At 59.4% G+C, this 20,402-nt stretch carries 20 protein-coding genes and 1 other RNA gene; 13 read left to right on the top strand and 8 right to left on the bottom strand.

What is annotated here, in order from left to right; genetic code table 11:
* Nucleotides 1-31: 31 nt before the first annotated feature.
* Together JF539_RS14785 and JF539_RS14780 are read left to right on the top strand one after the other, a co-directional pair.
* Nucleotides 32-907 (top strand): carbohydrate ABC transporter permease, encoded by an 876-nt coding sequence (locus JF539_RS14785; RefSeq protein ID WP_207141428.1) that lies wholly within the window; start codon nt 32-34, stop codon nt 905-907.
* A 63-nt stretch (nt 908-970) separates the two neighbouring features.
* A complete protein-coding gene (locus JF539_RS14780; protein ID WP_207141427.1) occupies nt 971-1,774 on the top strand; it encodes a BtpA/SgcQ family protein in 804 nt (267 codons plus the stop codon).
* 109 nt (nt 1,775-1,883) lie between these two features.
* Here JF539_RS14780 and JF539_RS14775 read toward each other — a convergent pair whose 3' ends face one another.
* From JF539_RS14775 to ssrA, 4 genes are all read right to left on the bottom strand, one after another.
* On the bottom strand, nt 1,884-2,102 hold the full coding sequence (locus JF539_RS14775) for a ribbon-helix-helix domain-containing protein (protein ID WP_207141426.1): 219 nt from the start codon (nt 2,100-2,102) through the stop codon (nt 1,884-1,886).
* A gap of 6 nt (nt 2,103-2,108) precedes the next feature.
* Nucleotides 2,109-2,318 (bottom strand): DUF4169 family protein, encoded by a 210-nt coding sequence (locus tag JF539_RS14770; RefSeq protein ID WP_207141425.1) that lies wholly within the window; start codon nt 2,316-2,318, stop codon nt 2,109-2,111.
* 21 nt (nt 2,319-2,339) lie between these two features.
* On the bottom strand, nt 2,340-2,918 hold the full coding sequence (locus JF539_RS14765) for an SspB family protein (RefSeq protein ID WP_207141424.1): 579 nt from the start codon (nt 2,916-2,918) through the stop codon (nt 2,340-2,342).
* Between the two features lie 188 nt (nt 2,919-3,106).
* Nucleotides 3,107-3,478: a transfer-messenger RNA gene (gene ssrA, locus JF539_RS14760) on the bottom strand.
* Nucleotides 3,479-3,622: 144 nt separating this feature from the next.
* Here ssrA and JF539_RS14755 point away from each other — a divergent pair.
* Nucleotides 3,623-4,417, top strand: coding sequence for a thymidylate synthase (locus tag JF539_RS14755; RefSeq protein ID WP_207141423.1), 795 nt, complete (start codon nt 3,623-3,625; stop codon nt 4,415-4,417).
* Nucleotides 4,418-4,419: 2 nt separating this feature from the next.
* On the opposite strand, the gene JF539_RS14750 is transcribed toward JF539_RS14755, so the two are convergent.
* Entirely contained in the window at nt 4,420-5,805 is a 1,386-nt protein-coding gene (locus JF539_RS14750) for a multicopper oxidase family protein (protein WP_209017298.1), read from the bottom strand.
* A 182-nt stretch (nt 5,806-5,987) separates the two neighbouring features.
* Here JF539_RS14750 and JF539_RS14745 point away from each other — a divergent pair, with 182 nt between their 5' ends.
* On the top strand, nt 5,988-7,058 hold the full coding sequence (locus JF539_RS14745; RefSeq protein WP_207141421.1) for a serine hydrolase domain-containing protein: 1,071 nt from the start codon (nt 5,988-5,990) through the stop codon (nt 7,056-7,058).
* 41 nt (nt 7,059-7,099) lie between these two features.
* Here the strand turns inward: JF539_RS14745 and JF539_RS14740 are convergent, their stop codons facing one another.
* Both JF539_RS14740 and JF539_RS14735 read right to left on the bottom strand, forming a co-directional pair.
* Complete coding sequence (locus tag JF539_RS14740; RefSeq protein ID WP_207141420.1) at nt 7,100-8,473, bottom strand: GH1 family beta-glucosidase; 1,374 nt, start codon at nt 8,471-8,473, stop codon at nt 7,100-7,102.
* Nucleotides 8,474-8,564: 91 nt separating this feature from the next.
* Entirely contained in the window at nt 8,565-8,939 is a 375-nt protein-coding gene (locus JF539_RS14735) for a TfoX/Sxy family protein (RefSeq protein WP_207141419.1), read from the bottom strand.
* Between the two features lie 370 nt (nt 8,940-9,309).
* Between JF539_RS14735 and JF539_RS14730 the strand changes: the two genes are divergently transcribed.
* The 8 genes from JF539_RS14730 (at nt 9,310) to JF539_RS14695 (ending at nt 18,274) form a co-directional block, all read left to right on the top strand.
* Nucleotides 9,310-10,023: a dihydrofolate reductase gene (locus JF539_RS14730; protein WP_207141418.1), complete on the top strand. Its 714-nt coding sequence runs from the start codon at nt 9,310-9,312 to the stop codon at nt 10,021-10,023.
* 11 nt (nt 10,024-10,034) lie between these two features.
* The gene (locus JF539_RS14725; RefSeq protein ID WP_207141417.1) at nt 10,035-10,517 is read left to right on the top strand and encodes a GNAT family N-acetyltransferase; all 483 of its coding nucleotides are present in this window, start codon (nt 10,035-10,037) and stop codon (nt 10,515-10,517) included.
* A gap of 322 nt (nt 10,518-10,839) precedes the next feature.
* On the top strand, nt 10,840-12,018 hold the full coding sequence (gene hflK, locus JF539_RS14720; protein ID WP_207141416.1) for an FtsH protease activity modulator HflK: 1,179 nt from the start codon (nt 10,840-10,842) through the stop codon (nt 12,016-12,018).
* Entirely contained in the window at nt 12,018-12,968 is a 951-nt protein-coding gene (gene hflC, locus JF539_RS14715; protein WP_207141415.1) for a protease modulator HflC, read from the top strand. Before hflK ends, hflC begins: the two co-directional genes overlap by 1 nt.
* Entirely contained in the window at nt 12,965-13,150 is a 186-nt protein-coding gene (locus tag JF539_RS14710) for a DUF2065 domain-containing protein (protein WP_207141414.1), read from the top strand. Before hflC ends, JF539_RS14710 begins: the two co-directional genes overlap by 4 nt.
* Before the next feature lie 158 nt (nt 13,151-13,308).
* On the top strand, nt 13,309-14,799 hold the full coding sequence (locus JF539_RS14705; RefSeq protein WP_207141413.1) for a DegQ family serine endoprotease: 1,491 nt from the start codon (nt 13,309-13,311) through the stop codon (nt 14,797-14,799).
* 552 nt (nt 14,800-15,351) lie between these two features.
* The gene (locus JF539_RS14700; RefSeq protein WP_207141412.1) at nt 15,352-17,340 is read left to right on the top strand and encodes an acyltransferase family protein; all 1,989 of its coding nucleotides are present in this window, start codon (nt 15,352-15,354) and stop codon (nt 17,338-17,340) included.
* 196 nt (nt 17,341-17,536) lie between these two features.
* Nucleotides 17,537-18,274: an outer membrane beta-barrel protein gene (locus JF539_RS14695; RefSeq protein WP_207141411.1), complete on the top strand. Its 738-nt coding sequence runs from the start codon at nt 17,537-17,539 to the stop codon at nt 18,272-18,274.
* Nucleotides 18,275-18,373: 99 nt separating this feature from the next.
* Here JF539_RS14695 and serB read toward each other — a convergent pair whose 3' ends face one another.
* The gene (gene serB / locus JF539_RS14690) at nt 18,374-19,264 is read right to left on the bottom strand and encodes a phosphoserine phosphatase SerB (RefSeq protein WP_207141410.1); all 891 of its coding nucleotides are present in this window, start codon (nt 19,262-19,264) and stop codon (nt 18,374-18,376) included.
* Here serB and miaA point away from each other — a divergent pair.
* Nucleotides 19,263-20,213 (top strand): tRNA (adenosine(37)-N6)-dimethylallyltransferase MiaA, encoded by a 951-nt coding sequence (gene miaA, locus JF539_RS14685; protein WP_207141409.1) that lies wholly within the window; start codon nt 19,263-19,265, stop codon nt 20,211-20,213. The genes serB and miaA overlap by 2 nt on opposite strands.
* Nucleotides 20,214-20,402 lie beyond the last annotated feature (189 nt).

Below are 20,402 nucleotides of genomic sequence, written 5' to 3'. Positions count from 1 at the left end.
CTCCCGGTTGCAGCCGGCCGAAAGAGACCCGATGAGCACGAAAACGACCGACATGATGCGCGCAGGATGGGGCTTTGCCGGCCCGGGCCTGACGATGCTGGCCATCGTCATGGGCCTGCCGGTGCTTTACGCGGCCGCCATTTCGCTTTCTTCCATGACGCTTATCCGTCCGGCGCTGACCATCACCGGCTTCGGAAATTTCCTCGCGATCATGTCGGAGCCGCTGTTCTGGAATTCGCTCGGCATAACCTTGCGCTATTCGGTTGCCACAGTGATGGGCGAGTTCGTCGTAGGGCTCGGCATTGCGCTCATGCTGCGCCAGGTGGTCGCGATGCGTGGTGTCTATTTCGCTGTGCTCACCCTGCCGATGGCCATGTCTCCTGTCGCCGTCGCCCTGATCTGGCGAATGCTGCTGCAGCCCAATCTGGGCATTGTCAACCAGACGCTGGCCGGGCTCGGCCTGCCGATGATCGACTGGCTGGGCGATTCGGGACTGGCGCTGAAAACCATGATCTTCATCGATATCTGGCAGCAGACCTCATTCGTCATCCTCCTGCTTTCGGCCGGGCTCGCCTCGTTGCCGCGCGATCCGTACGAAGCGGCCGAGGTCGATGGCGCAGGTCCCATGCAGCAGTTCTGGTACATCACTTTGCCGCTGCTGCGTCCGGTCGCGATGATCGCGGTGGTGATCCAGCTGATCAACGAGTTTCGCACCTATGATCTGATCTACATCCTGACCAAGGGCGGCCCCGGCGTCTCGACCGAGCTGCTGTCCTTCTTTGCCTATAAACGCGCCTTTCAGGGGCTTGCCTTGAACGAGGGCAGCGCTGCCGCCTTCATCCTGCTCCTGATCGTTCTTCTCATCACGGTGGTCTTCTTCTTTCTGCTGGAACGCAGAAAGACCTGAGGCCGCTTCCGTTTCCGCTTTAACCGAACTCCGCCTGAGGCGGGGTCAAAGGAGAGACTTGCCATGAAATTCGGGTCGCTTTTCCCGGGGATCAAGCCCGTTATCGCAATGGTGCACCTCAACCCGATGCCCGGTACCCCGCTTTACGACGCCAATGCCGGTGTCGAAGGGATCTATCAGGCCGCCCTGAAGGATCTGGATGCCCTTCAGGCCGCCGATGTCGACGCCGTGATGTTCGGCAACGAGAACGATCGGCCCTACGAACTGGAGGTGAATGTCGCAACCACCTCGGCAATGGCGTTTGTGATCGGTCGCCTGCGCGAGAAGATCCGCAAGCCCTTCGGCGTCAACGTCCTGTGGGATCCCGATGCGACGGTTGCCCTGGCCGCGGCGACGGGCGCCTCGTTCGTGCGCGAGATCTTCACCGGAACCTATGCCTCTGACATGGGGCCTTGGACGCCGAACGCCGGTCGTGCGATGCGCGAAGCACGCCGGCTCGATCGCAAGGACCTTGTCATCCTGAACAACGTTTCGGCCGAGTTCGCCCATTCGCTTGACGCTCGCCCGCTGCCGGATCGCGCGCGCTCGGCTGTGTTCTCCTCGATTCCCGACGCGGTGCTCGTCTCCGGTGCGATCACCGGCGAGGCGGCCGAGATGAACGATCTCGAAGCGGTCAAGAAAGCGCTGCCGGACACCCCCGTGCTTGCCAACACCGGGGTCAAGCACGCGACCGTGGCCGATGTGCTCAAGATCGCGGACGGCTGCATTGTCGGGTCTTCCCTCAAGGTTGACGGGCACACCTGGAATGCGGTCGATGCCGGCCGTGCGCTGGAGTTCATGAACATCGTGAAGTCGACCCGCGCTTAAACACACGCATGTCCTGCGGGGCTCTGGGCGCTGCGTCGCTCAGAGCCCCGCAGCTACAGGAGCTTCGGGTCTGCCGCCTGGGCTTCACGGGCCGCCATCGCAACATGCACTACGGGCGGTTTCCTTTGACGCGGTTCAGCGCCCAGACCCGGACAGCGGAAGAGAGCGGGTCATCCGGATCGCGGCTGTCGTCGATCTCGGCGATCAGACCGGCAAGCGACCGGTTTTCCGCTTCGACGCAGTCATCCACCACCTGCCAGAATTCCAGCTCGAGCGCCAGGCTGGTCCGGTGGGCGTGCAGCGACAGCGAGCGTTTGATCAGCGCCATGGGTGACTACGCGCCGTCATCGCCGTCCGAGGGGTGGGACTTGTCGAGTTTGTGGCCCTCGACCTGACGTTCCAGATCCTGGCGGTTTCGGCGGGCGGTCTCGCGTTCGGCTTTGGTGCGGCCGAATTTGCGCCGGTTGTCTTCAGCCGCCTTGTCCTTGTCCCGGCGTTTCTTGTCCTTGCGCGCCTGGCGCAGATTGACGATGTCCGCGCTCATGAGGTCCTCAAGTTCTGCCGGTCAGGTCTTCTTGCGGAAGGCATCCAGGGAAACGACTTCGCCGCCGCCGTCGTTCTCAGGCGATTTTGCTTCGGGCTTTTCCCCGCCTTCGTTGTCGGAAGAGGCGGCTTCCTTCAGTTTGGACGGGCCTTTCTCGGATGCCTCGCCTTCGGCGAGCTCCTGCTCGGCCTTGGCAAGTTCTTCGACGGCCTCGAGCAATTCCTCGGGAAGCTCTTCCGCGGTCTTGCCGGGGTCGAACTCCAGAGCGAACTGTACGGACGGATCGAAGAAGCCTTTGATGGCGGAGAAGGGCACCAGCAGCTTTTCCGGGACGCCGCCGAAGGACAGTCCGACCTCGAAGGCATGCTCGCCGATGGCAAGGTCCCAGAACTGGTGCTGCAGGACGATGGTCATCTCCTGCGGATACCGCTCCTTCAGGCGCTGGGAGATGCGCACGCCGGGGGCGTTGGTGTCGAAGGCGATGTAGAAGTGGTGTTCTCCGGGCAGCCCGGTGCGTCCGACCTCGGCAAGGATCTTCTTGACGGCGCCACGCAGCGCGTCCTGGATCAGAATGTCGTATCGCAGTAGGTCTTCAGACATCAGCTTTTGTCGAATCTCGTTGGAACAGTCGTTTATCAGGACCACATTGCGGGGCCGGGATCAAAAAGAAAAGGCTCTTTTCCAAGGGATACCCGAAGAATGCGTTTCTCGAGACAAGCTTACACCAACTTGCCCCGGCGGGTCACTCACGACCTTGTGGCTCGGTATAACAGGTGGGGGAATGAAGAAGTGGAGGCTTCTGTTGCCAGGTGCCTCCGAACCCCGCCTGCCGGAGCTAACCCAACAGGACTTTAAAGGACTACCTGCACTGCATTACGCAGCGACGGCGTTGTCCATAGCATAGTTGTCGTTTGCAACTATTAGAACAGCCCGATAACGGTGGTACAATGCCGAGCAAAAGCGCAGTCTTTACACCCTCGTCGATCCTATTTCGCCCCCGCCGAAACTCATGCGATTCCTGATCCGCAACCGTATGAGCTTTGGTGGAGGCGCCGGGTACCGCCCCCGGGTCCGATAGGCTTATTGCACTGACCGTTTATTGCCATAGCTGGTTGCCCAGCACGCCTGATATAGGGGTTTCGGCAAGGAATTGAAAGAGGTTTCGCGCAAAGCAGGCGGTTTGCCGGCGAAGCGGTGCCACGCGGGACAGGATCTGGGGAAAGGCCGTTGGAGGGGGTGTGTTTTGCCAAAAATCTGCGAAGTTAGGCCCATTCGGAAATGTCGCTTTCGGTAAGGAACCGGCCGTGCAGCAATATCTCGATCTCCTGGCAAAAATCCTCGAGGAAGGCGTCGATCGCGGCGACCGCACCGGAACGGGCACGCGCTCGATCTTCGGCCATCAGATGCGTTTCGATATGGCGGATGGCTTTCCCCTGGTCACCACCAAGAAGCTGCACCTTAAATCCATCATCCACGAGTTGCTCTGGTTTTTGTCCGGCGATACCAACATCCGTTATCTCAAGGAAAACGGGGTCAAGATCTGGGACGACTGGGCGGACGAGAACGGCGATCTCGGCCCGGTTTACGGCTACCAGTGGCGCTCCTGGCCGGCGCCGGACGGGCGTTCCATCGACCAGATTGCCAAGCTTCTGGAAATGATCCGCAGCAATCCGGAAAGCCGCCGCCTGATCGTCTCCGCCTGGAACCCGGCGCTGGTTGACGAAATGGCCCTGCCGCCGTGCCATTCCCTGTTCCAGTTCTATGTGGCGGACGGCAGGCTTTCCTGCCAGCTCTACCAGCGCTCGGCCGATGTGTTTCTGGGCGTGCCCTTCAACATCGCCTCCTATGCGCTGCTGACCATGATGATCGCCCAGGTAACCGGTCTGAAGCCCGGCGACTTCGTGCATACACTGGGCGATGCCCATCTTTATTCCAACCATTTCGACCAGGCCCGCGAACAGCTCACCCGTACGCCGCGCGCCCTGCCGGAGATGAAGATCAACCCGGCGGTCACCGATCTGTTCGCTTTCAAATACGCGGATTTCGAACTGGTGAATTACGATCCGCTTCCGCATATCGCCGCGCCGATCGCGGTGTAAGGTCAGCTCACCTCAAACCAGTTCATCATGCCTGACGCCGAATGACCAAGCATGTGGCAGTGAAGCAGCCACTTGCCGGGGTTGTCCGCGACAAAGGCGATTTTGACCGTCTCTTCGGGAACGGTGGTGAAGGTATCGCGCCAGTCCTGGTGATCCAGTTTCACTCCATTACGCTCCAGGACCCTGAAATGATGGCCGTGCAGATGAATGGCATGCGGGAAGGCGGTGTCGTTGCGGCTTTCAAGAACGATGGTTTCACCCTGGTTGGCGGTGAAAAACGGCGTGTCCTCCATCCCGGCGGAGCCGTTGAAGGCCCAGAACAGGCCGGCCTCCATCATTTCGCGGGGGTTCAGGCTGACGCCGTCCCGCATCAGGGAACGCATTCCACCCATGGCTCCTCCCGCCATGACGAGCGGCAGCTCCCGGGCGAAGGAAAGATCGGGTTCCTCAAGATCGTTTGCCGGCGGCAGCGTGAGTTGCAGATCTTCGCTGTCGGTCTCCGTCACCTGAAATCTGGCGAAGGTGAAAGGCTTGCCCGTCATCATCTCGAAGGGAAGCGTGCCGGTTTTCTCAGGGCGTACGATCAGGTCCATGCGCTGTGCGGGAGCAAGCTGGAGGGTGCCGGAGATCTCTCGCGGAGCGCTGAAAGCCTGGCCGTCCAGACCGATTACCTGCGCCCCGAACCGGTCCGGAGCCAGGTCGAGGACGCGTGAGGCGGAGGCGTTGATCAGGCGCAACCGGTGCCAGCGTCCCTGCTGCAAGGGGATGTCGGGCATGGACTGTCCGTTGATCGTCAGCCAGTTTCCGAGCCGTCCGGCGTGAGCGAAATCGTGCATCGCGCCGAAACTTGCTGTTTCCAGGAGGCCTTTGTCGTCGAGGCGCCAGTCGCTCAAAAACAGAGTGATGTCGCGCTTGACCGGGAAATGAGGCTTTTCGTCTTCCACGATGAGCGGTCCCGCAAGACCGCGCGGGACCTGGTTCCAGCTCATGGTGTGGGCGTGATACCAATAGGTGCCCGCATCCGGTGCGACGAAATCGTACTCGAAGCTCTCGCCAGGCTGCACGGGCGGCTGGGTCAGGCCGGCGACGCCGTCCATGGCATTGTCGATCCGTATCCCGTGCCAGTGCACGGAGGTTGGTTCATCGAGAGTGTTTTTGAAGAGGACCCTGACCCGCTCGCCGCGCTTGACCCGGATTTCAGGACCGGGAAGACGGTCGTTGTAGAGCCAGAGTTCGGACAGGCCTCCCGCGTCGCCGTACAGTCTTCCCTGGCCCTTGCCGGCGGTCAACTCAAAGAGGCCGTCCGGGGTTCGGGCCAAAGAGAAAGATGGCGCCGCCAGGCTTGCGGTGCCAAGGAGCGCGGCTTTGAGGATTGATCGTCTGTCCATGACGTGATGTCCCGAGAAAACGCTTGTCTGCTGCCGGAACGTGCGGCCGGTGAAAAACATTGGGTCTCCAGCCGCTGGAAGGTCAAGCAGACTTGCCCCTTTTTTTGGATGGAGCGGCCGGGAAAAAGGTTCGCATTCGCCAGAAACTCCGTCAAAATGCGGATGGTGCTCTCTTCAATCGGATGAAATCTGTGGCGTCTCTTTCTCTCTCTCCCCATGCTCTCGCCGCCGAAAATCTCGGCTTCGATCCGATGATCGGGCGCAAGCTGACAAGCGGTGAGCAAGCCGGGCAGTTGCCCCATCTCCACGCTGTTCTGGCCGAGCGCTCCGGCGAAACGGTTCTGGAAAGCTACGGTAGGGGGCCGGACGAGAACTGGGGGCGGCCGCTTGGGGAGGTGGCGTTTTCGGAGGACACGCTGCACGATCTGCGCTCGGTTTCCAAGAGCATCGTCAGCCTGCTTTACGGGATTGCCCTTGAGAGAGGGCTCGTGCCCCGGCTGGACACGCCGATCCTGAGCCTCTTTCCCGAGTATCCCGATCTCGCCGCCGATCCGCAACGGATGAGCCGGACGGTCGAGCACGCGCTGACCATGACGCTCGGCATGGAATGGGACGAAAGCAAGCCCTACACCGGGCCGGAAAACAGCGAAATCGCCATGGAAATGGCGCCGGACCGTCACCGCTACATTCTGGACCGGCCGCTTGTGGCGGAGCCGGGCGAGCGCTGGATCTATAGCGGCGGAGCGACTGCGTTGATCGGCGAGATTATCCGCCGGGGCACCGGGCTGCCGTTGCCGGATTTTGCCCGAAAGGCCCTGTTCGAGCCGCTCGGTATCGGCCGTTTCGAGTGGACCGCTGGCCCGGATGGAACCCATTCCCCGGCTTCGGGTCTTCGTATGACCGCGCCTAACCTTTTGAAGATCGGCCGGCTGGTCCTGAACAACGGCAAGTGGGCCGGCAGGCAAGTCGTTCCGGAAGCCTGGATCGTCGCCTCGACGCGGCCGCTGGTTTCCACGACAGAGGGGCCTGACTACGGTTGTTTCTGGTTTTGCGGCCAGGCGCCCGTTCCGGCCTTCGGCGGACCGACGGCCTGGATCGCCGGTTTCGGCAATGGCGGCCAGCGGCTCTGGATCTGCCCGAAGGCCGATTGCGCCGCGGTGGTTTTCGCGGGGGATTACAACAACTGGGACGCATGGATCCCGCCGACGAAGGTCTGGAGCGAGATTATTCTTGGGAGTTTTCTGGAGGCATAGGAAGAACACGGGCGGAAGGGGGAAACGCGACCCCGCCGGTCTCACCGCTCCTCTTCATGAATTCCGATCAGGTCGCGGTACCACAGGGCGCTGTTTTTCAGCGTGCGCACCTGGGTCTCATAGTCGACATGTACGATGCCGAAGCGCATCCGGTAGCCTTCCGCCCATTCGTAATTGTCCATCAGGCTCCAGAGGAAGTACCCTTTCACGGGAACGCCCGCATCCACGGCATCGGCAACCGCGCCGAAGTGCTTGTCCAGATAGGCGATCCTGCGCCGGTCGTCGATCACGCCATTTTCCGGCTCGTCGTTGTAGCAGGCGCCGTTTTCGGTAATGAAACAGACCGGCAGCGGGTAGCGGGCATAAAGCTCTTTCAGAAGATCCGTCAGGCCTGTCTCGTAGACCTCCCAGCCTATGTCCGTCAGGTCCGGGCTTTTTTCCGGCGGGACGGATATGGTACGCGGGTAGTCGCTCCCTTCCGCCGGATCGTGTCTGACGCGCATCGGCGTGTAGTAGTTCAGGCCCCACCAGTCGAGCGGCTGGCTGATGATGCCCAGATCGCCGTCCCGGATGTCCATCATGCCGCCGAAGGCTTCGAGCACTTCCGGATGATAGGAGCCTTTGAACACCGGTGAGAAATAGACATCGTTGTTGAACAGGAAGGCGCGTTCGGCGGCTGCCCGGTCGTCCGGCGTATCGCTGACGGGATAGACGGAATGGGCGTTGATCACGATGCCCATCGGCAGGTCGGAGCGGGCGGCGCGCGCGGCCTGAACGCTCATGCCGTGGGCGAGGTTCAGCGTGTGCAGGGCGGTGGCGAAGGCCTCCATGCTTTTTTCACCCGGTGCGTGAATGCCGTAAAGATGGCTCAAATGGCAGATGCACCAGGGCTCGTTGATGGTTGCCAGCGCATCCATGCGGTCGCCCAGCCGCCGGACCACGACGTCGGTGTACTCTGCGAATGCCTCCGCCGTGCTGCGCGCTGTCCAGCCGCCGTCGCCCGACAGCATCAGGGGCAGGTCCCAGTGGTAAAGGGTCGGATAGACCTTGAGGCCGCGGGCCACCATGCCATCGATCAGGCGGTCATAGAAATCCAGGCCCTTGTCGTTCACCGTGCCGCGGCCGTCGGGGAGAATGCGCGGCCAGGCGATGGAAAACCGGTAGGCACCGACGCCCAGGGACTTGATCAGATCGAGGTCGCTTTCGAAGCGATGATAGTGATCGCAGGCAACGTCGCCCGAGTGCCGCTGGTAGACCCGGCCGGGCATTTTCGAGAACGCGTCCCAGATGCTGGGTTTGCGGCCGTCTTCTTTGGCTGCCCCCTCGATCTGATAGGCGGCGGTGGCCACGCCGAACAGGAAGTCCTTGGGAAAGCGCTGGGCCAGCTCTTGGGCCAGCTCTGGGGTCGGGGCCATGGGTCTCATCTCGCGTTGGGAGGGCAGGACGGCACGGTGATAAGATCCAAAGCGCTTTGGATCAAGTATTTTCCAACGCTTTTCCATGGTTTCAGGGTTTGTGTTTGGATGCCTTCGGCCTTTTCTCCCTGGCGGCCTTCGGCGGCAAGGCGCAGACATAGGTCCTGGCGAGCTCGATCCAGGCCTTCAGGTCCTCGTCCGTTTCAACACCTTCCAGCGCGACCCGGATGAACCCCGGCATCGGCCGGCCCGAGGGATGGGCCGGGGAGGCGTGGGGTCTGGCGAGGGCCTCGGCTTCCTGCTCCTTGCCGACCCGAACCATGAGACCGCGCTTGGAGGCGCAGATCAAGAGGTTGCCGCTGACCATGAAGCAGGTCGAACCGAACATGCGTTTTTGTTCGACAAGGGCGTCCGGGATCAGCTCCCGGGTGCGTTCGATCAGAACGGTTTCCATCAAATCGGACACGCCTTACTACCTCAGGTTTATTTGTTTTTTTGACTCATTTTGAACGACGATAAATTTGACAACGATATGACGAAACTTGGTTTGCAGTGTGCATTGTTTCTGGAAGTCTCTGTTGAAATTTGAATTTTTTAGGCAGCAGTCGGTCAAATTTCGCGACATTGGAAAACTCTAATCCTAAGGTGATTGAATGGAGAGACATTCTGAGAGATGCTCCGTTTGAAGACTCAACAAATTTAGCTTTGAAGAGGGGGTTGCGTCGTCGGATAATTTAGCTACACGCTCTGACAAAAATTTTGCTGCTTAAAGACCTGACGATCGATCAAACGGCTTCTGAATCTGTCGGTCGAAAATCGTCAACATGGGGAAGAAAATGTCTGTTCGGAAAATCGCTCTACCGTCGATATCATTCATAGTAGCGCGTAGTTATCCGGATTACGTTATTGGTTGTGAAAACCAACTGCCATGGCATTTGAAAAGTGACCTCAAGAACTTTAAAGAGCTCACGCAGAAAAAAGCAGTGATCATGGGGCGGAAAACTTTTGACTCTATTGGGAGGCCTCTTCCAAATAGAAAAAATATTGTCCTAACCCGGAATACTGAAGGTCTCCCGAACACAGTAGAAGCTGTCACAAATGTTGAAGCGGCATTTTTTGCTGCAGATTTTTTTTCGATCCTAAATGATCAAAAGGAATTTTTTGTCATAGGCGGTGATCAAATCTACAAATTGTTCAGGAAGTTCTGTAACAGGGTTTATCTTACTGAGGTTTTTGCTCCTGATGTCGTCGGTGACGCGTACTTTGATTTTGAGTATGATGGGCGGCAGTGGAGAACGATAAGCGAAACAGAGTATTCAAAATCTGAAGATGATGATTATCCTTTCAGGATTACTGAGCTGGAACGAAGAATGCAAAACGTCCGGATCTTGGATATTGATCAATTCTATACCGACATTAGCCCGAAAGTAGACTTCTTGAGTGAAATGCAGAAAGAGCAATTTAAAAAGAAGCTGAAGAGCAGAGAAGTCGTGCAAGCCGAGGATGACGCTCCGCAAACTGAAATGTTTGCCTCTCGCGAGTGCGCGTAAATTTCACTAGGATGAGGCTCCCAGATCATCTCACTGGCCGCTGGATCGAATTTACCGCCCTCGGCGCTCTCGAGGTTCACGATCTTCTGAAGCTGCGGCAGGATGTCTTCATCGTGGAGCAGGCCTCCCTGTTCGCCGATATCGACGGCAAGGACCCTGAAGCCCTGCATTTTCTCATTCAGGAGACGGAAAGCGGGCAGGAGACGGGGAGAGGCGCGATCGCCGGCGCCATCAGGCTGTTCACCGACAAGGAGGCGGGCGAGGCACGGATCGGCCGGGTGGTCATCGCACCGCAGGCACGCGGCCTCGGGCTTGGGCGGTTCCTGATGCGGGCCGGCATCGAAAAGGCGCGGGAACTGGTTCCCGGTTGCAGGATACTGTTGTCCGCCCAGACCTATCTGGAAGAGTTTTACCGTTCCTTTGGCTTCGAAACCGTTTCGGAGATTTACATCGAAGACGGTATCCCGCATGTCGACATGGTCCGGAAGGGGTGATCCGCTTCCGAAAAACGCAGCGGGACATTTTTCCGCACCAGCCTTGACATAAGAGGCCCAGGGCCCCACCTGCGGCACGGGAAATCGCCGAAGATCGCGAAAGGGAGGAGCCAGGGCTTTTCGTTGAAAGCATCCGGTAACCTCCCTATAACGAACGGTGAGTCAGAACGGTGAAGACTATGAGCGTCCCTCGTTCCGCGGAGCGTGAAAGGTGCTTCTAAAAATTGAAGTCCGATGAGTTCTTCTGCTTTTTGTCGTTCAACGGGAACCTAAGCCGATACAGTCCGGCAACGCCTGCCGGATTTCACAGAAGGAAGTTTTGATGCCTTGGAGCAATCAGTCAGGTGGCGGCGGCCCCTGGAAGGGTGGCGGAAACAATGGCGGCCCATGGGGCGGCGGTAACAACAACGGCCCCTGGGGTGGTGGTCCGAACCGGGGAGGTGGCGGAACGCCGCCGGATCTGGAAGAACTGTTGAAGCGCACGCAGGACCGCATGAAGACCGTTCTTCCGGGAGGCGGTGGCAGCCTGGGCGCTCTTGGTATTCTGATCATCGTTCTTGTCGTTCTCGTTGTCTGGCTGGCCACCGGCTTCTATCGCGTTCAGGAAGGCGAGGTCGGTGTCGAACTGGTCTTCGGCAAGGTCGTCGATCAGACCCCTCCGGGACTGAACTACAACTGGCCCTATCCAATCGGCGAAGTCTATCTGCCGCAGGTTCAGCGCCAGCGGGAACTGACCGTCGGCGTTCAGGAAACCGTTGTCGGTACCTCGGTGCGCGCCCGCGACGTGCCTGAGGAAAGCCTGATGCTGACCGGCGATGAGAACATCGTCGATGTCGGCTTCAAGGTTCAGTGGCGTATCCGCAACACGCGTCAGGACATCAACGACTTCCTGTTTAACATCCAGAACCCGCAAGGGACCGTGAAAGCGGTTGCCGAAAGCGCCATGCGTGAAGTGGTCGGCAGCACCAATATCGATTCCATCCTGACCCAGAACCGTGTGACCATCCAGAACGATGTCCGCACCTTGATGCAGGAAACGCTCGACGCCTATAAAGCGGGTATCGAAGTGACCGAGGTGCAGATGCAGAAGGTTGACCCGCCGCAGCAGGTCATCGACGCCTTCCGCGACGTTCAGGCCGCGCGCGCCGACCAGGAACGTATCCGCAACGAGGCGGAAGCCTATGCCAACCGGGTGGTTCCGGAAGCCCGCGGTGAATCGGCCCGGGTCCTGGAAGCGGCCAACGCCTACAAGGATCAGACCATCGCCGAGGCGACCGGTCAGTCCCAGCGTTTCACCAAGATTTACGAGCAGTACAAGAACGCGCCGGACGTGACCCGGGAGCGCATGTATCTGGAAACCCTGGAAAAAGTTTTGGGAAGCAACAACAAGATCATCATCGACAGCGAGGCTTCTGGTCCCGGCGTACTGCCGTTCCTGCCGCTCGACAATCTGAACCAGCGCGGTTCCGCACCGTCCTCACGTCAGGGAGGAACCCAGTAATGCGTGGAACAATTCTTGGCATCTTTGTCATTATCATCGCTTTCGCGGCCTACCTTTGCCTGTTCGTGGTGAACCCGACCCAGCAGGCGCTTGTTCTCACTTTCGGTCAGATCGACCGGGTGGTGAACCAGTCCGACAGCGACGATCCGGGCCTGAAGGTCAAGTATCCCTGGCCGATCCAGAACGTCATTTATCTCGACAAGCGCATTCTGGATCTGAACATGTCCTCTCAGGAGGTCATCGCCGCGGATCTGAAACGGCTGGTCGTCGATGCGTTCGCGCGCTACCGGATTCAGGACCCCGTGCTGTTCTATCAGCGCGTGAACAACATTCCGGAGGCCAATCAGCGCCTGTCAACCTTCCTGCAGTCGTCTCTCCGCTCCGTGGTGGCGAAGGCCTCCTTCGAGGCCATCGTGCGCGACGACCGTTCCGGTCTGATGGAGGAGATCCGCAACGAAGTGTCTCAGGCCGCGTCCGAGCTTGGCATCGAGGTGATCGACGTCAAGATTCGCCGCGCCGACCTGCCTGAGGCGAACTCCCAGGCGATCTACGCGAGAATGCAGACCGAGCGTCAGCGGGAAGCAACCGAAATCCGGGCGCAGGGTGAGGAAGCCGCCCGCCGGATCAAGTCGCGCGCGGATCGCGACGCGACGGTGCTTGTGGCCGAGGCGAAACGGGACGCGGAAATCATCCGCGGTGACGGCGACGCCGAGCGCAACAAGATCTTTGCCGAGGCGTTCGGCGCCGATCCCGAGTTCTTCGCCTTCTACCGTTCCATGCAGGCCTATGAGTCGGGTCTGAAATCCGGCGACACGAGCCTGGTATTGTCTCCCGACTCCAGTTTCTTCCGGTTTTTCAAGGACCCGGTCGGAGCAGAGTTCCCGTCCGCAGGCAATGACAACGGCGGCACGGGGGCTTCCGGCAGGTCGCCTTCGCTTGCCGCTCAATGAGTGATCTGGTCACTGCGCTGGGCTTGATGCTGGTGTTTGAGGGCGTGCTCTACGCGCTTTTGCCCGGCGGAATGAAGAACATGATGCGCAGCGCGCTCGAGACACCGGAACAAACCCTGCGCATCGCAGGCCTTGCCGTTGCGGCCGGTGGATTGTTTCTTGTGTGGATCATCCGAGGATAACGAAAAGTTTTCGGGCGGGAGGCGTAAAAAACTCCCGCCCGTTCTATATTCTGATTAGATGCAGCGGCCATTGCCAGGATCTGGCCATGGCCTATACCCCCAACGACTGTTTGCGCTTCTTAAAACAGTTGAACCGACTGGGATGAGGAGAAAGCCTTATGGCTCCAAAATCTATGCGCCGCGCAATGTCCCGGATTGCCTTCGCGGCGGCAGGCCTTGTACTCGCCGGAACGGTTGCCGTGCAACCGGTTCAGACCGCCAGGGCTCAGGGACCGGTGTCCGTTGCCGATCTGGCGGAAGATCTTGCCGACGCGGTTGTGAACATTTCCACGGCGCAAACGGTCCAGGGCCGTCGCTCGGTGCCGATGCCGCAGGTGCCGGACGGATCTCCCTTCCAGGAATTCTTCGAGGAATTCTTCAATCGCCAGAACCGGGAAAACGAGCAGCAGCCGCGCCGGGTGCAGTCGCTCGGCTCCGGCTTCGTGATCGACGGCACGGAAGGCATCATCATCACCAACAACCACGTCATCGAGGGCGCGGACGAGGTGACGGCGAATTTCAACGACGGCACGAAACTGAAGGCTGAGGTGATCGGCACCGACGAGAAAACCGATCTTGCCGTGTTGAAGGTCGAGCCGGAAAAGCCGCTCAAGGACGTGAATTTCGGCGATTCCGACAGGATCCGCGTCGGCGACTGGGTGATGGCCATCGGCAATCCGTTCGGCCTTGGCGGCACGGTGACGGTGGGGATCGTTTCGGCCCGTAACCGCGATATCAACGCCGGCCCCTACGACAACTTCATCCAGACCGATGCCTCCATCAACCGAGGCAATTCCGGCGGTCCGCTGTTCGATATGGACGGCAATGTGGTGGGGATCAATACAGCGATCATTTCCCCGTCGGGCGGCTCGATCGGCATCGGTTTCGCGATTCCAGCCAAGACGGCCATGCGTGTCATCGGCCAGTTGCGCGAGTTCGGGGAAACCCGTCGCGGCTGGCTCGGCGTGCGCATTCAGGAAGTCACCGACGAAATCGCAGAAAGCCTGGACATGGACGAGGCCATGGGCGCACTCGTTGCCGGAGTGACCGACGACGGGCCGGCCGCGAAGGCCAAGATCGAGCCGGGCGACGTCATCGTGAAGTTCGACGGCCGCGAGGTCGAGGCGATGCGAGAGCTGCCGCGGATGGTCGCGGAAACCGCCATCGGCAAAGAGGTCGAAGTCGTCGTTCTGCGCAAGGGCGAGGAAGTCACCATTTCCGTGACGCTTGAGCGTCTGGAGGAAAACGCGGTGACCGAGGCGAGCGCGACGGAAGAGGACGAACCGGAACCCAAGCCGGCGGAAAAAAGCGAAGTCCTCGGCATGGTGCTTGCCGAACTGGACGACGCCCTGCGGGAGCAGTTCTCCATCGACAAGGACGTCACCGGTGTCGTCGTCACGGAAGTCAAGCCGGGAACGTCCGCGGAAGAAAAGCGGGTGATGGCCGGGGACGTCATCAAGGAAGTCGCGCAGGAGCCGGTTGATACTCCGGCCGATGTCGAAGCGGAGATCAAGAAGCTCAAGGAAGACGGCCGTCGCTCCGCCCTGCTGCTTCTTTCCAATCCGACCGGCGACGTGCGATTCGTGCCGGTGCGGATCGAGGACGAATGACCCTGACGGCGACCGCGTGAACAAACGGGAGGGCGCCGGTTGCGGCGCCCCCTCGTTGCCGAAAAACCTCGCGAAGTCATTCCGGCCGGCGCACCGCGAAGCGGTGTCGCGTGAGCCGGAATCCAGCTGATAAGCGCGAGCGGCAGCGAGCACCTTTTCTTATATCCATCTGATGTAATTTGAATATTGAGCGCGTTTGGCGCAGAAGATTTCTGGTTTCCGGATCTGCGCGCAGCTCCGCTGCACTTGTCTGGAATGACCGTCTGAGGGTTTGTCAGCGGTCTGAGGGCGCCGCTGCAGCGCCTTTTTTGTTCCGGCGAGGCTTGAAACGGGGGGAGAGCGGCCGGCTGCAGCGTGCGGCCGTAGCGCCGGCACCTCGATAGGATCATCGATTAAACGAACCTGTATCTTGTATTGTTTTGAAAATACTTGACAATATTCGTTTTCAAAAGAATTTATTTTGACTTCAAGCTCTTCCCTGAAGAAATATTGACTGTTTTGCTGGTTTGGGATACCAAGACTGACTGTTGACCTTCTGGTAGAGTTAAGTATTTGAAATATCGCGCGGATATAGACGGGCTGCGGGCTGTTGCCGTGGTGTCTGTGGTTGTCTATCACGTCGGAAATAGTGTCGGCTTTAACGGTTATCTCGGGGTCGATGTTTTCTTTGTGATCTCCGGTTACCTCATCGCGGGCATTCTATTGTCCGACCTGCAAGAAGGCCGGTTTTCCTTCATTGACTTTTACATGCGCAGGGCCCGCCGGATTCTTCCGGCGTTGCTGACCGTGATAACGGTAACCTGCATCGCGGCCTCGGCGGTCCTGCTTCCAAACGAAGCGTTGCCTTTCGCCCGCAGCGTGTTCGCGGCGCTGTTTTTCTATTCGAACTTCCTGTTCTACAGCGAGGCCGGCTACTTCGATGCCTCCGCGGATCTGAAGCCACTGCTGCACACCTGGTCGCTTTCGGTCGAAGAGCAGTTCTATCTGGTGTTTCCGGTCCTGCTCCTCGCGGGGTTTCGGCGCGGCGTTGGCTTCCTGAAGGTTCTGATCCCCTCGATCGTGGTTCTTTCGCTGGTCTGGAACCTGTCCTTTCCGGCGGTGTTCAAGGATCAGGATTTCGCCTTCTTCATGTTTCCGGTCCGGGCCTGGGAACTCCTCTCCGGAGCGGTGCTGGCGCTTTTTGGGCGGCCAAAAGCGCTTTCCGCCAAAGGGCTCGCAAACGGCTTGAGCCTTTGCGGGCTCATTCTGATCGTGCTCGGCTTTGCGATCGCCCTGCCGGACGATTTTCCCTATGTGCTCAAGACATTCCCCGTCGTTCTCGGAACGGGTCTGATCATCTTGTCCGGCTCGGGCACCTGTCTTCCGGTTGTGAACCAGGTCTTGGGAACGAAGGGCTTTCTCTTTTTCGGCAAGATTTCCTATTCGCTCTATCTGTGGCACTGGCCGTTGTACGTCTTTTTCCTTTATTACAATTTCGGGAGGCTGAGCGATTTTGAGAGGACGCTCATCGGCCTTTTGTCCGTCGCCCTGTCCTACGTGACGTGGCGCTTTGTCGAGCAGCCTTTCCGTAGGAAGCCGTTTCCTGATCTGTTGCCCGCCTTGAGACTGTCGCTCGTTCCTTTTGCTGTTGTCCTTGCATTCGCCGGCTACACGGTTACGTCGCGCGGTGTTCTTCCCTGGACGGACGCCAATTTTCAGCGTTTCGTGAACGTGGAGTTCGGCGGCGACTTTCAAAACGAGACGGTTGGCGGTCTGGAGGTCCAGGCACTTGGAGCTCCCCCGGGAAACGGGGCGGCCGCGGTCGCGCTTTTGGGCGACTCGCATGCGCAGGCGATAACCCCTGCCGTTCACGATTTGAGCGCGGAAGCGGGGCTGTCGTCACATTTTTTCCGCAGCCAATGCATCGCGATTGAAGATGAACTGGCGGCGCTCGACTATTTCGCGGATTGCGTTGCCCTAACCAGGCAACAGGCCGGCTTCATCGCGCAGTCGCCGGACTACAAGACCGTGATCATTGCCGGGCGGTGGCTCGCGAAGACCAAATTCTGGGCGGGCAAGGCCGGTCTCGATATGCAGAAAACCTGGGCGCTTCGAGAATCGAGTCTGCTCAACCTTGTGCAAATGCTGACGGACTCGGGAAAGACCGTCGTGGTGCTGGCGCAGGTGCCCTTGATTGAAACCCGGTTCAAGCGAAGCCTGCCATCAGTGGTCTCGCGGATGATTCGGCAAGACCATCCGGACCTCAAGGAGATGAGCCCCACCAGGGAGCACTATCTCAAGAAGAACGGGAAAGTCCTGGAAATGCTGGACCGAATTTCCAGGAGAACCGGGGCGACGCTCGTTCTTCCCCATGAAACGCTTTGCCCGGGCAGCAATTGTCTGGTCTACGACGACAAGGGGATGATCTATTGGGACGACGATCATCTGTCCGAGTATGGGGCGCGGAAAATCAAACCACTGTTTGCGCCTTTCTTCGACCACTCGAAATCAGCTCGCGCCGGCGGTTCCGGTCCCTTACCGGCCGTTCAAACACCGGAGTGAGGCACGAATAGGTCTTCTCCGATGATTGTCAGTCGAAGAGCGGCAACTCCTAGTTGCGTTAACGCTACACTGGTATGCCAATTTTAGCATTGGTAAAAATTACGAGTCTGAATCGCGTTCAGCCGTGATATCGATCGTGAAGATTGCGTATTTGACGACCGTCATGCGACTTCACATTCCTTCGGTTGGGACGAACATGCTCAAGAACTTCAGACATTTGGCTCTCTCCACCTTCATGTCCGCCATCGCTCTGTCTGCCGGCGGAGCGCAGGCCGGCGACACGCTTTTCTCCGGATTCTATGTGAGGGGGGAAGCCGGGATATCGATCGGTGGCAGCACGGGGACAACCGCTCCCGAAAGCAATGGCATTCCAGCGATTTTCGACAGCTCGGATCTTGGCACGGGAGCCGGTTTCGGTGTTGGTCTCGGCGCCTATGTGACCGACCGGTTCCGAACCGAGCTGCTGTTCACGTCCAGGCAAGGGCATGACTACAGCAGCGAGATGCCTGGAGCGCCGATTCAGGTAACGGCCGAAGCGGATGTCGCTTCCTACGCGCTGATGCTCGGCGGCATATTCGACATTCACACGTTCGAGATTGGACAGATCAAGGTAACGCCTAACGTGTCAGCGATGGCCGGCTTCGCCTATAATACGACCTCTGACCTGACCTATACGGTCGCAGGATTGGGCAATATTGTTGTCGATGGCGGCAACACAACAAATTTCGCCTGGGGAGTGGGCGCCGGAGCGGGGATCGCCCTGACGGACAGAATTAGCCTGGATCTGGGATACAGATACAGCGACCTTGGTGATTTCGAGACCGGCCGAAACATTGTTTCCGCCTCCGTGCCCGCAGCGTTCAGCCTCGACAAGGGCTGGGACGGCCACTACGCGACCCACGACATCCTGCTTGGCCTGCGCTACAAATTCTGAACCCGGGTGGCATAAACATCAAGCTGCGGTGATCCCGGTCCAGGGGTGCCGCGACCCTGTTTTTCCGTTTCCTCTGTCCGGTAATCGCTCTCCCGCAAGTCAGCTCAGCACGAAATCGCTTTCCGCGTAGCCCTGGAGATAGAGAAGGGCGGTGAGATCGCCGTGATCGACTCGGAAGTCGGCTGCTTCCGCGACCGCCGGTTTGGCCCGGTAGGCAACACCGGCGCCTGCGCGTTCGATCATGGCGAGATCGTTGGCGCCGTCACCGACGGCGAGTGTCTCTTTGAGGGTCAGTCCTTTCTCGCGGACAAGGTCCTCAAGCCGGACGCGCTTGGCATCGCGGCCGAGAATCGGTTCGCTCACCTTGCCGGTGAGTTTGCCGTCTTCTTCCAGAAGGGTGTTGGCCTGGTTTTCATCGAACCCGACCATGGCGGCGACGGCGCTTGTGAAATGCGTGAAACCGCCCGAGACCAGGGCGCAATAGGCCCCGTTCGCCTTCATGGTCTGAACCAGTGTACGGCCGCCGGGCATCAGTTGAATCCGGTTGCTCAGAACAGCCTCTATGGAGGAGACGGGGAGACCCGCAAGCAGGCCGACCCGTTCTCTCAAAGCCGGTTCGAATTCGATCTCGCCGCGCATGGCCCTTTCGGTGATCGCCGAGATTCTGTCCTTCAGGCCGAGTTCGGCAGCCAGTTCGTCGATACATTCCTGACGGATCATGGTGGAATCCATGTCGGCGATCAGCAAACGCTTGCGGCGGCCGTCTTCCGGCTGCACAAAGACATCCACCGGTGCCGGCCCGGCCACGCCGCGCAGGAGAGGCTCAATGCCGCTTGCGTCGGAGGTCTCAAACCGGATATCGGCGGCAATGCCGGGGGCCAGAACGGTGGCTTTCGCGTTCGCGCCGAGGACCTCCACCGCGCGGTGGAGAAGGTCTTCGTCAACCGCGGGCGCTGTCGGTTTGGACACGAAAGTGGCGACGAGAGACATGGACGGATCCTTGGAAGAAGGCGGGACACAGACATCGGGTAAAAGCGCCATTCTGATAGCTGGCCCGACGGCAAGCGGCAAGTCCGCTTTGGCGCTGGAACTGGCGAAAAGGCGAAACGGCATCGTTATCAATGCCGATTCGATGCAGCTTTACGAAGATCTCCGCATCGTGAGCGCCCGGCCTTCGGCGGAGGAAGAGGCCGAGGTTCCGCATCGCCTTTACGGCATCCTGTCGGCCGCGACCGCCTTTTCGACCGGCGCCTGGCTGCGCCTTGCCGTCAAAGAGATCGAAGCCGCCTGGGAGAGGGACCGGGTTCCGATCGTGGTTGGCGGAACCGGCCTTTATTTCAAGGCGCTGACGGAAGGCTTCGCGGATATGCCGGACATTCCGGACGAGATCCGGAAAGAGGCCAGAGAGCTTGCGCAGAGGGAAGGCGTTGCCGGGTTGAAAAAGGCGCTCGCCTCCGCGGGAGACGCAGACGGAGCAGCGTCGCTCGCCGATCCGCAACGGCTCAGCCGAGCGCTTGAGGTGATTGTAGCGACGGGAGAACCCCTGTCGCAGTGGCAGGAAAAACAGCAGGCGAAGCCGTTTTTGCCAAGAGGTGGGTTCAGGGGGCTTGTGCTCGCGCCACCACGCCCCTGGCTGCATGAACGGATTGCCCTGCGCGCCGGAATGATGCTGACGGAGGAGGGGGTCGAAGAGGTGCGCTGCCTGCTTGCCAAGGGGCTACCCGCCAGTCTTCCGGCGATGCGGGCCATTGGGGTCGCCGAGATTCGTACCTTTTTGTCGGGCGAATGTGACACTGAGAAAACCGCGGAAAGACTGACTGTTGCGACGCGGCAATATGCCAAGCGACAGGAAACCTGGTTTCGGAACCAGATGGCGGATTGGCAACGAATTGATCCGTCTTGCGAAATCGAACCGGATGGTATCTTTTCGGTCGCATGACGTTAGGATAGCAACCTGTAATGTGTGCACTGCAGCGTGTGGAAATGTCATAACTCGTTGGTATTACGGATATATTTTTGCCACTTTTGCCTCTATACTCCCGCAATCATCGGGATGGCACAATTCAGGGTTTCTTTGCCCTGCGCGTCTCCTTGAAGCTTACGGTGGCGGTTTCTCCGCGAGCCGGCA

The sequence above is a fragment of the Roseibium aggregatum genome (genome assembly GCF_017309185.1).
In the GTDB taxonomy this organism is placed as follows: Bacteria; Pseudomonadota; Alphaproteobacteria; order Rhizobiales; family Stappiaceae; genus Roseibium; species Roseibium aggregatum_B.
This window is presented reverse-complemented; position numbering and strand designations above follow the sequence as displayed.

Excerpts from the sequence above, each read along its gene's own strand:
- JF539_RS14710 (WP_207141414.1), top strand. The coding sequence starts at position 12,965 with ATGAGTGATCTGGTCACTGCGCTGGGCTTGATGCTGGTGTTTGAGGGC.
- hflK (WP_207141416.1), top strand. The coding sequence starts at position 10,840 with ATGCCTTGGAGCAATCAGTCAGGTGGCGGCGGCCCCTGGAAGGGTGGC.
- JF539_RS14765 (WP_207141424.1), bottom strand. The coding sequence starts at position 2,918 with ATGTCTGAAGACCTACTGCGATACGACATTCTGATCCAGGACGCGCTG.
- JF539_RS14705 (WP_207141413.1), top strand. The coding sequence starts at position 13,309 with ATGGCTCCAAAATCTATGCGCCGCGCAATGTCCCGGATTGCCTTCGCG.
- JF539_RS14770 (WP_207141425.1), bottom strand. The coding sequence starts at position 2,318 with ATGAGCGCGGACATCGTCAATCTGCGCCAGGCGCGCAAGGACAAGAAA.
- JF539_RS14745 (WP_207141421.1), top strand. The coding sequence starts at position 5,988 with ATGAAATCTGTGGCGTCTCTTTCTCTCTCTCCCCATGCTCTCGCCGCC.
- JF539_RS14730 (WP_207141418.1), top strand. The coding sequence starts at position 9,310 with ATGTCTGTTCGGAAAATCGCTCTACCGTCGATATCATTCATAGTAGCG.
- JF539_RS14775 (WP_207141426.1), bottom strand. The coding sequence starts at position 2,102 with ATGGCGCTGATCAAACGCTCGCTGTCGCTGCACGCCCACCGGACCAGC.
- JF539_RS14740 (WP_207141420.1), bottom strand. The coding sequence starts at position 8,473 with ATGGCCCCGACCCCAGAGCTGGCCCAAGAGCTGGCCCAGCGCTTTCCC.
- serB (WP_207141410.1), bottom strand. The coding sequence starts at position 19,264 with ATGTCTCTCGTCGCCACTTTCGTGTCCAAACCGACAGCGCCCGCGGTT.
- hflC (WP_207141415.1), top strand. The coding sequence starts at position 12,018 with ATGCGTGGAACAATTCTTGGCATCTTTGTCATTATCATCGCTTTCGCG.
- miaA (WP_207141409.1), top strand. The coding sequence starts at position 19,263 with ATGGACGGATCCTTGGAAGAAGGCGGGACACAGACATCGGGTAAAAGC.
- JF539_RS14785 (WP_207141428.1), top strand. The coding sequence starts at position 32 with ATGAGCACGAAAACGACCGACATGATGCGCGCAGGATGGGGCTTTGCC.
- JF539_RS14780 (WP_207141427.1), top strand. The coding sequence starts at position 971 with ATGAAATTCGGGTCGCTTTTCCCGGGGATCAAGCCCGTTATCGCAATG.
- JF539_RS14725 (WP_207141417.1), top strand. The coding sequence starts at position 10,035 with ATGAGGCTCCCAGATCATCTCACTGGCCGCTGGATCGAATTTACCGCC.
- JF539_RS14750 (WP_209017298.1), bottom strand. The coding sequence starts at position 5,805 with ATGGACAGACGATCAATCCTCAAAGCCGCGCTCCTTGGCACCGCAAGC.
- JF539_RS14695 (WP_207141411.1), top strand. The coding sequence starts at position 17,537 with ATGCTCAAGAACTTCAGACATTTGGCTCTCTCCACCTTCATGTCCGCC.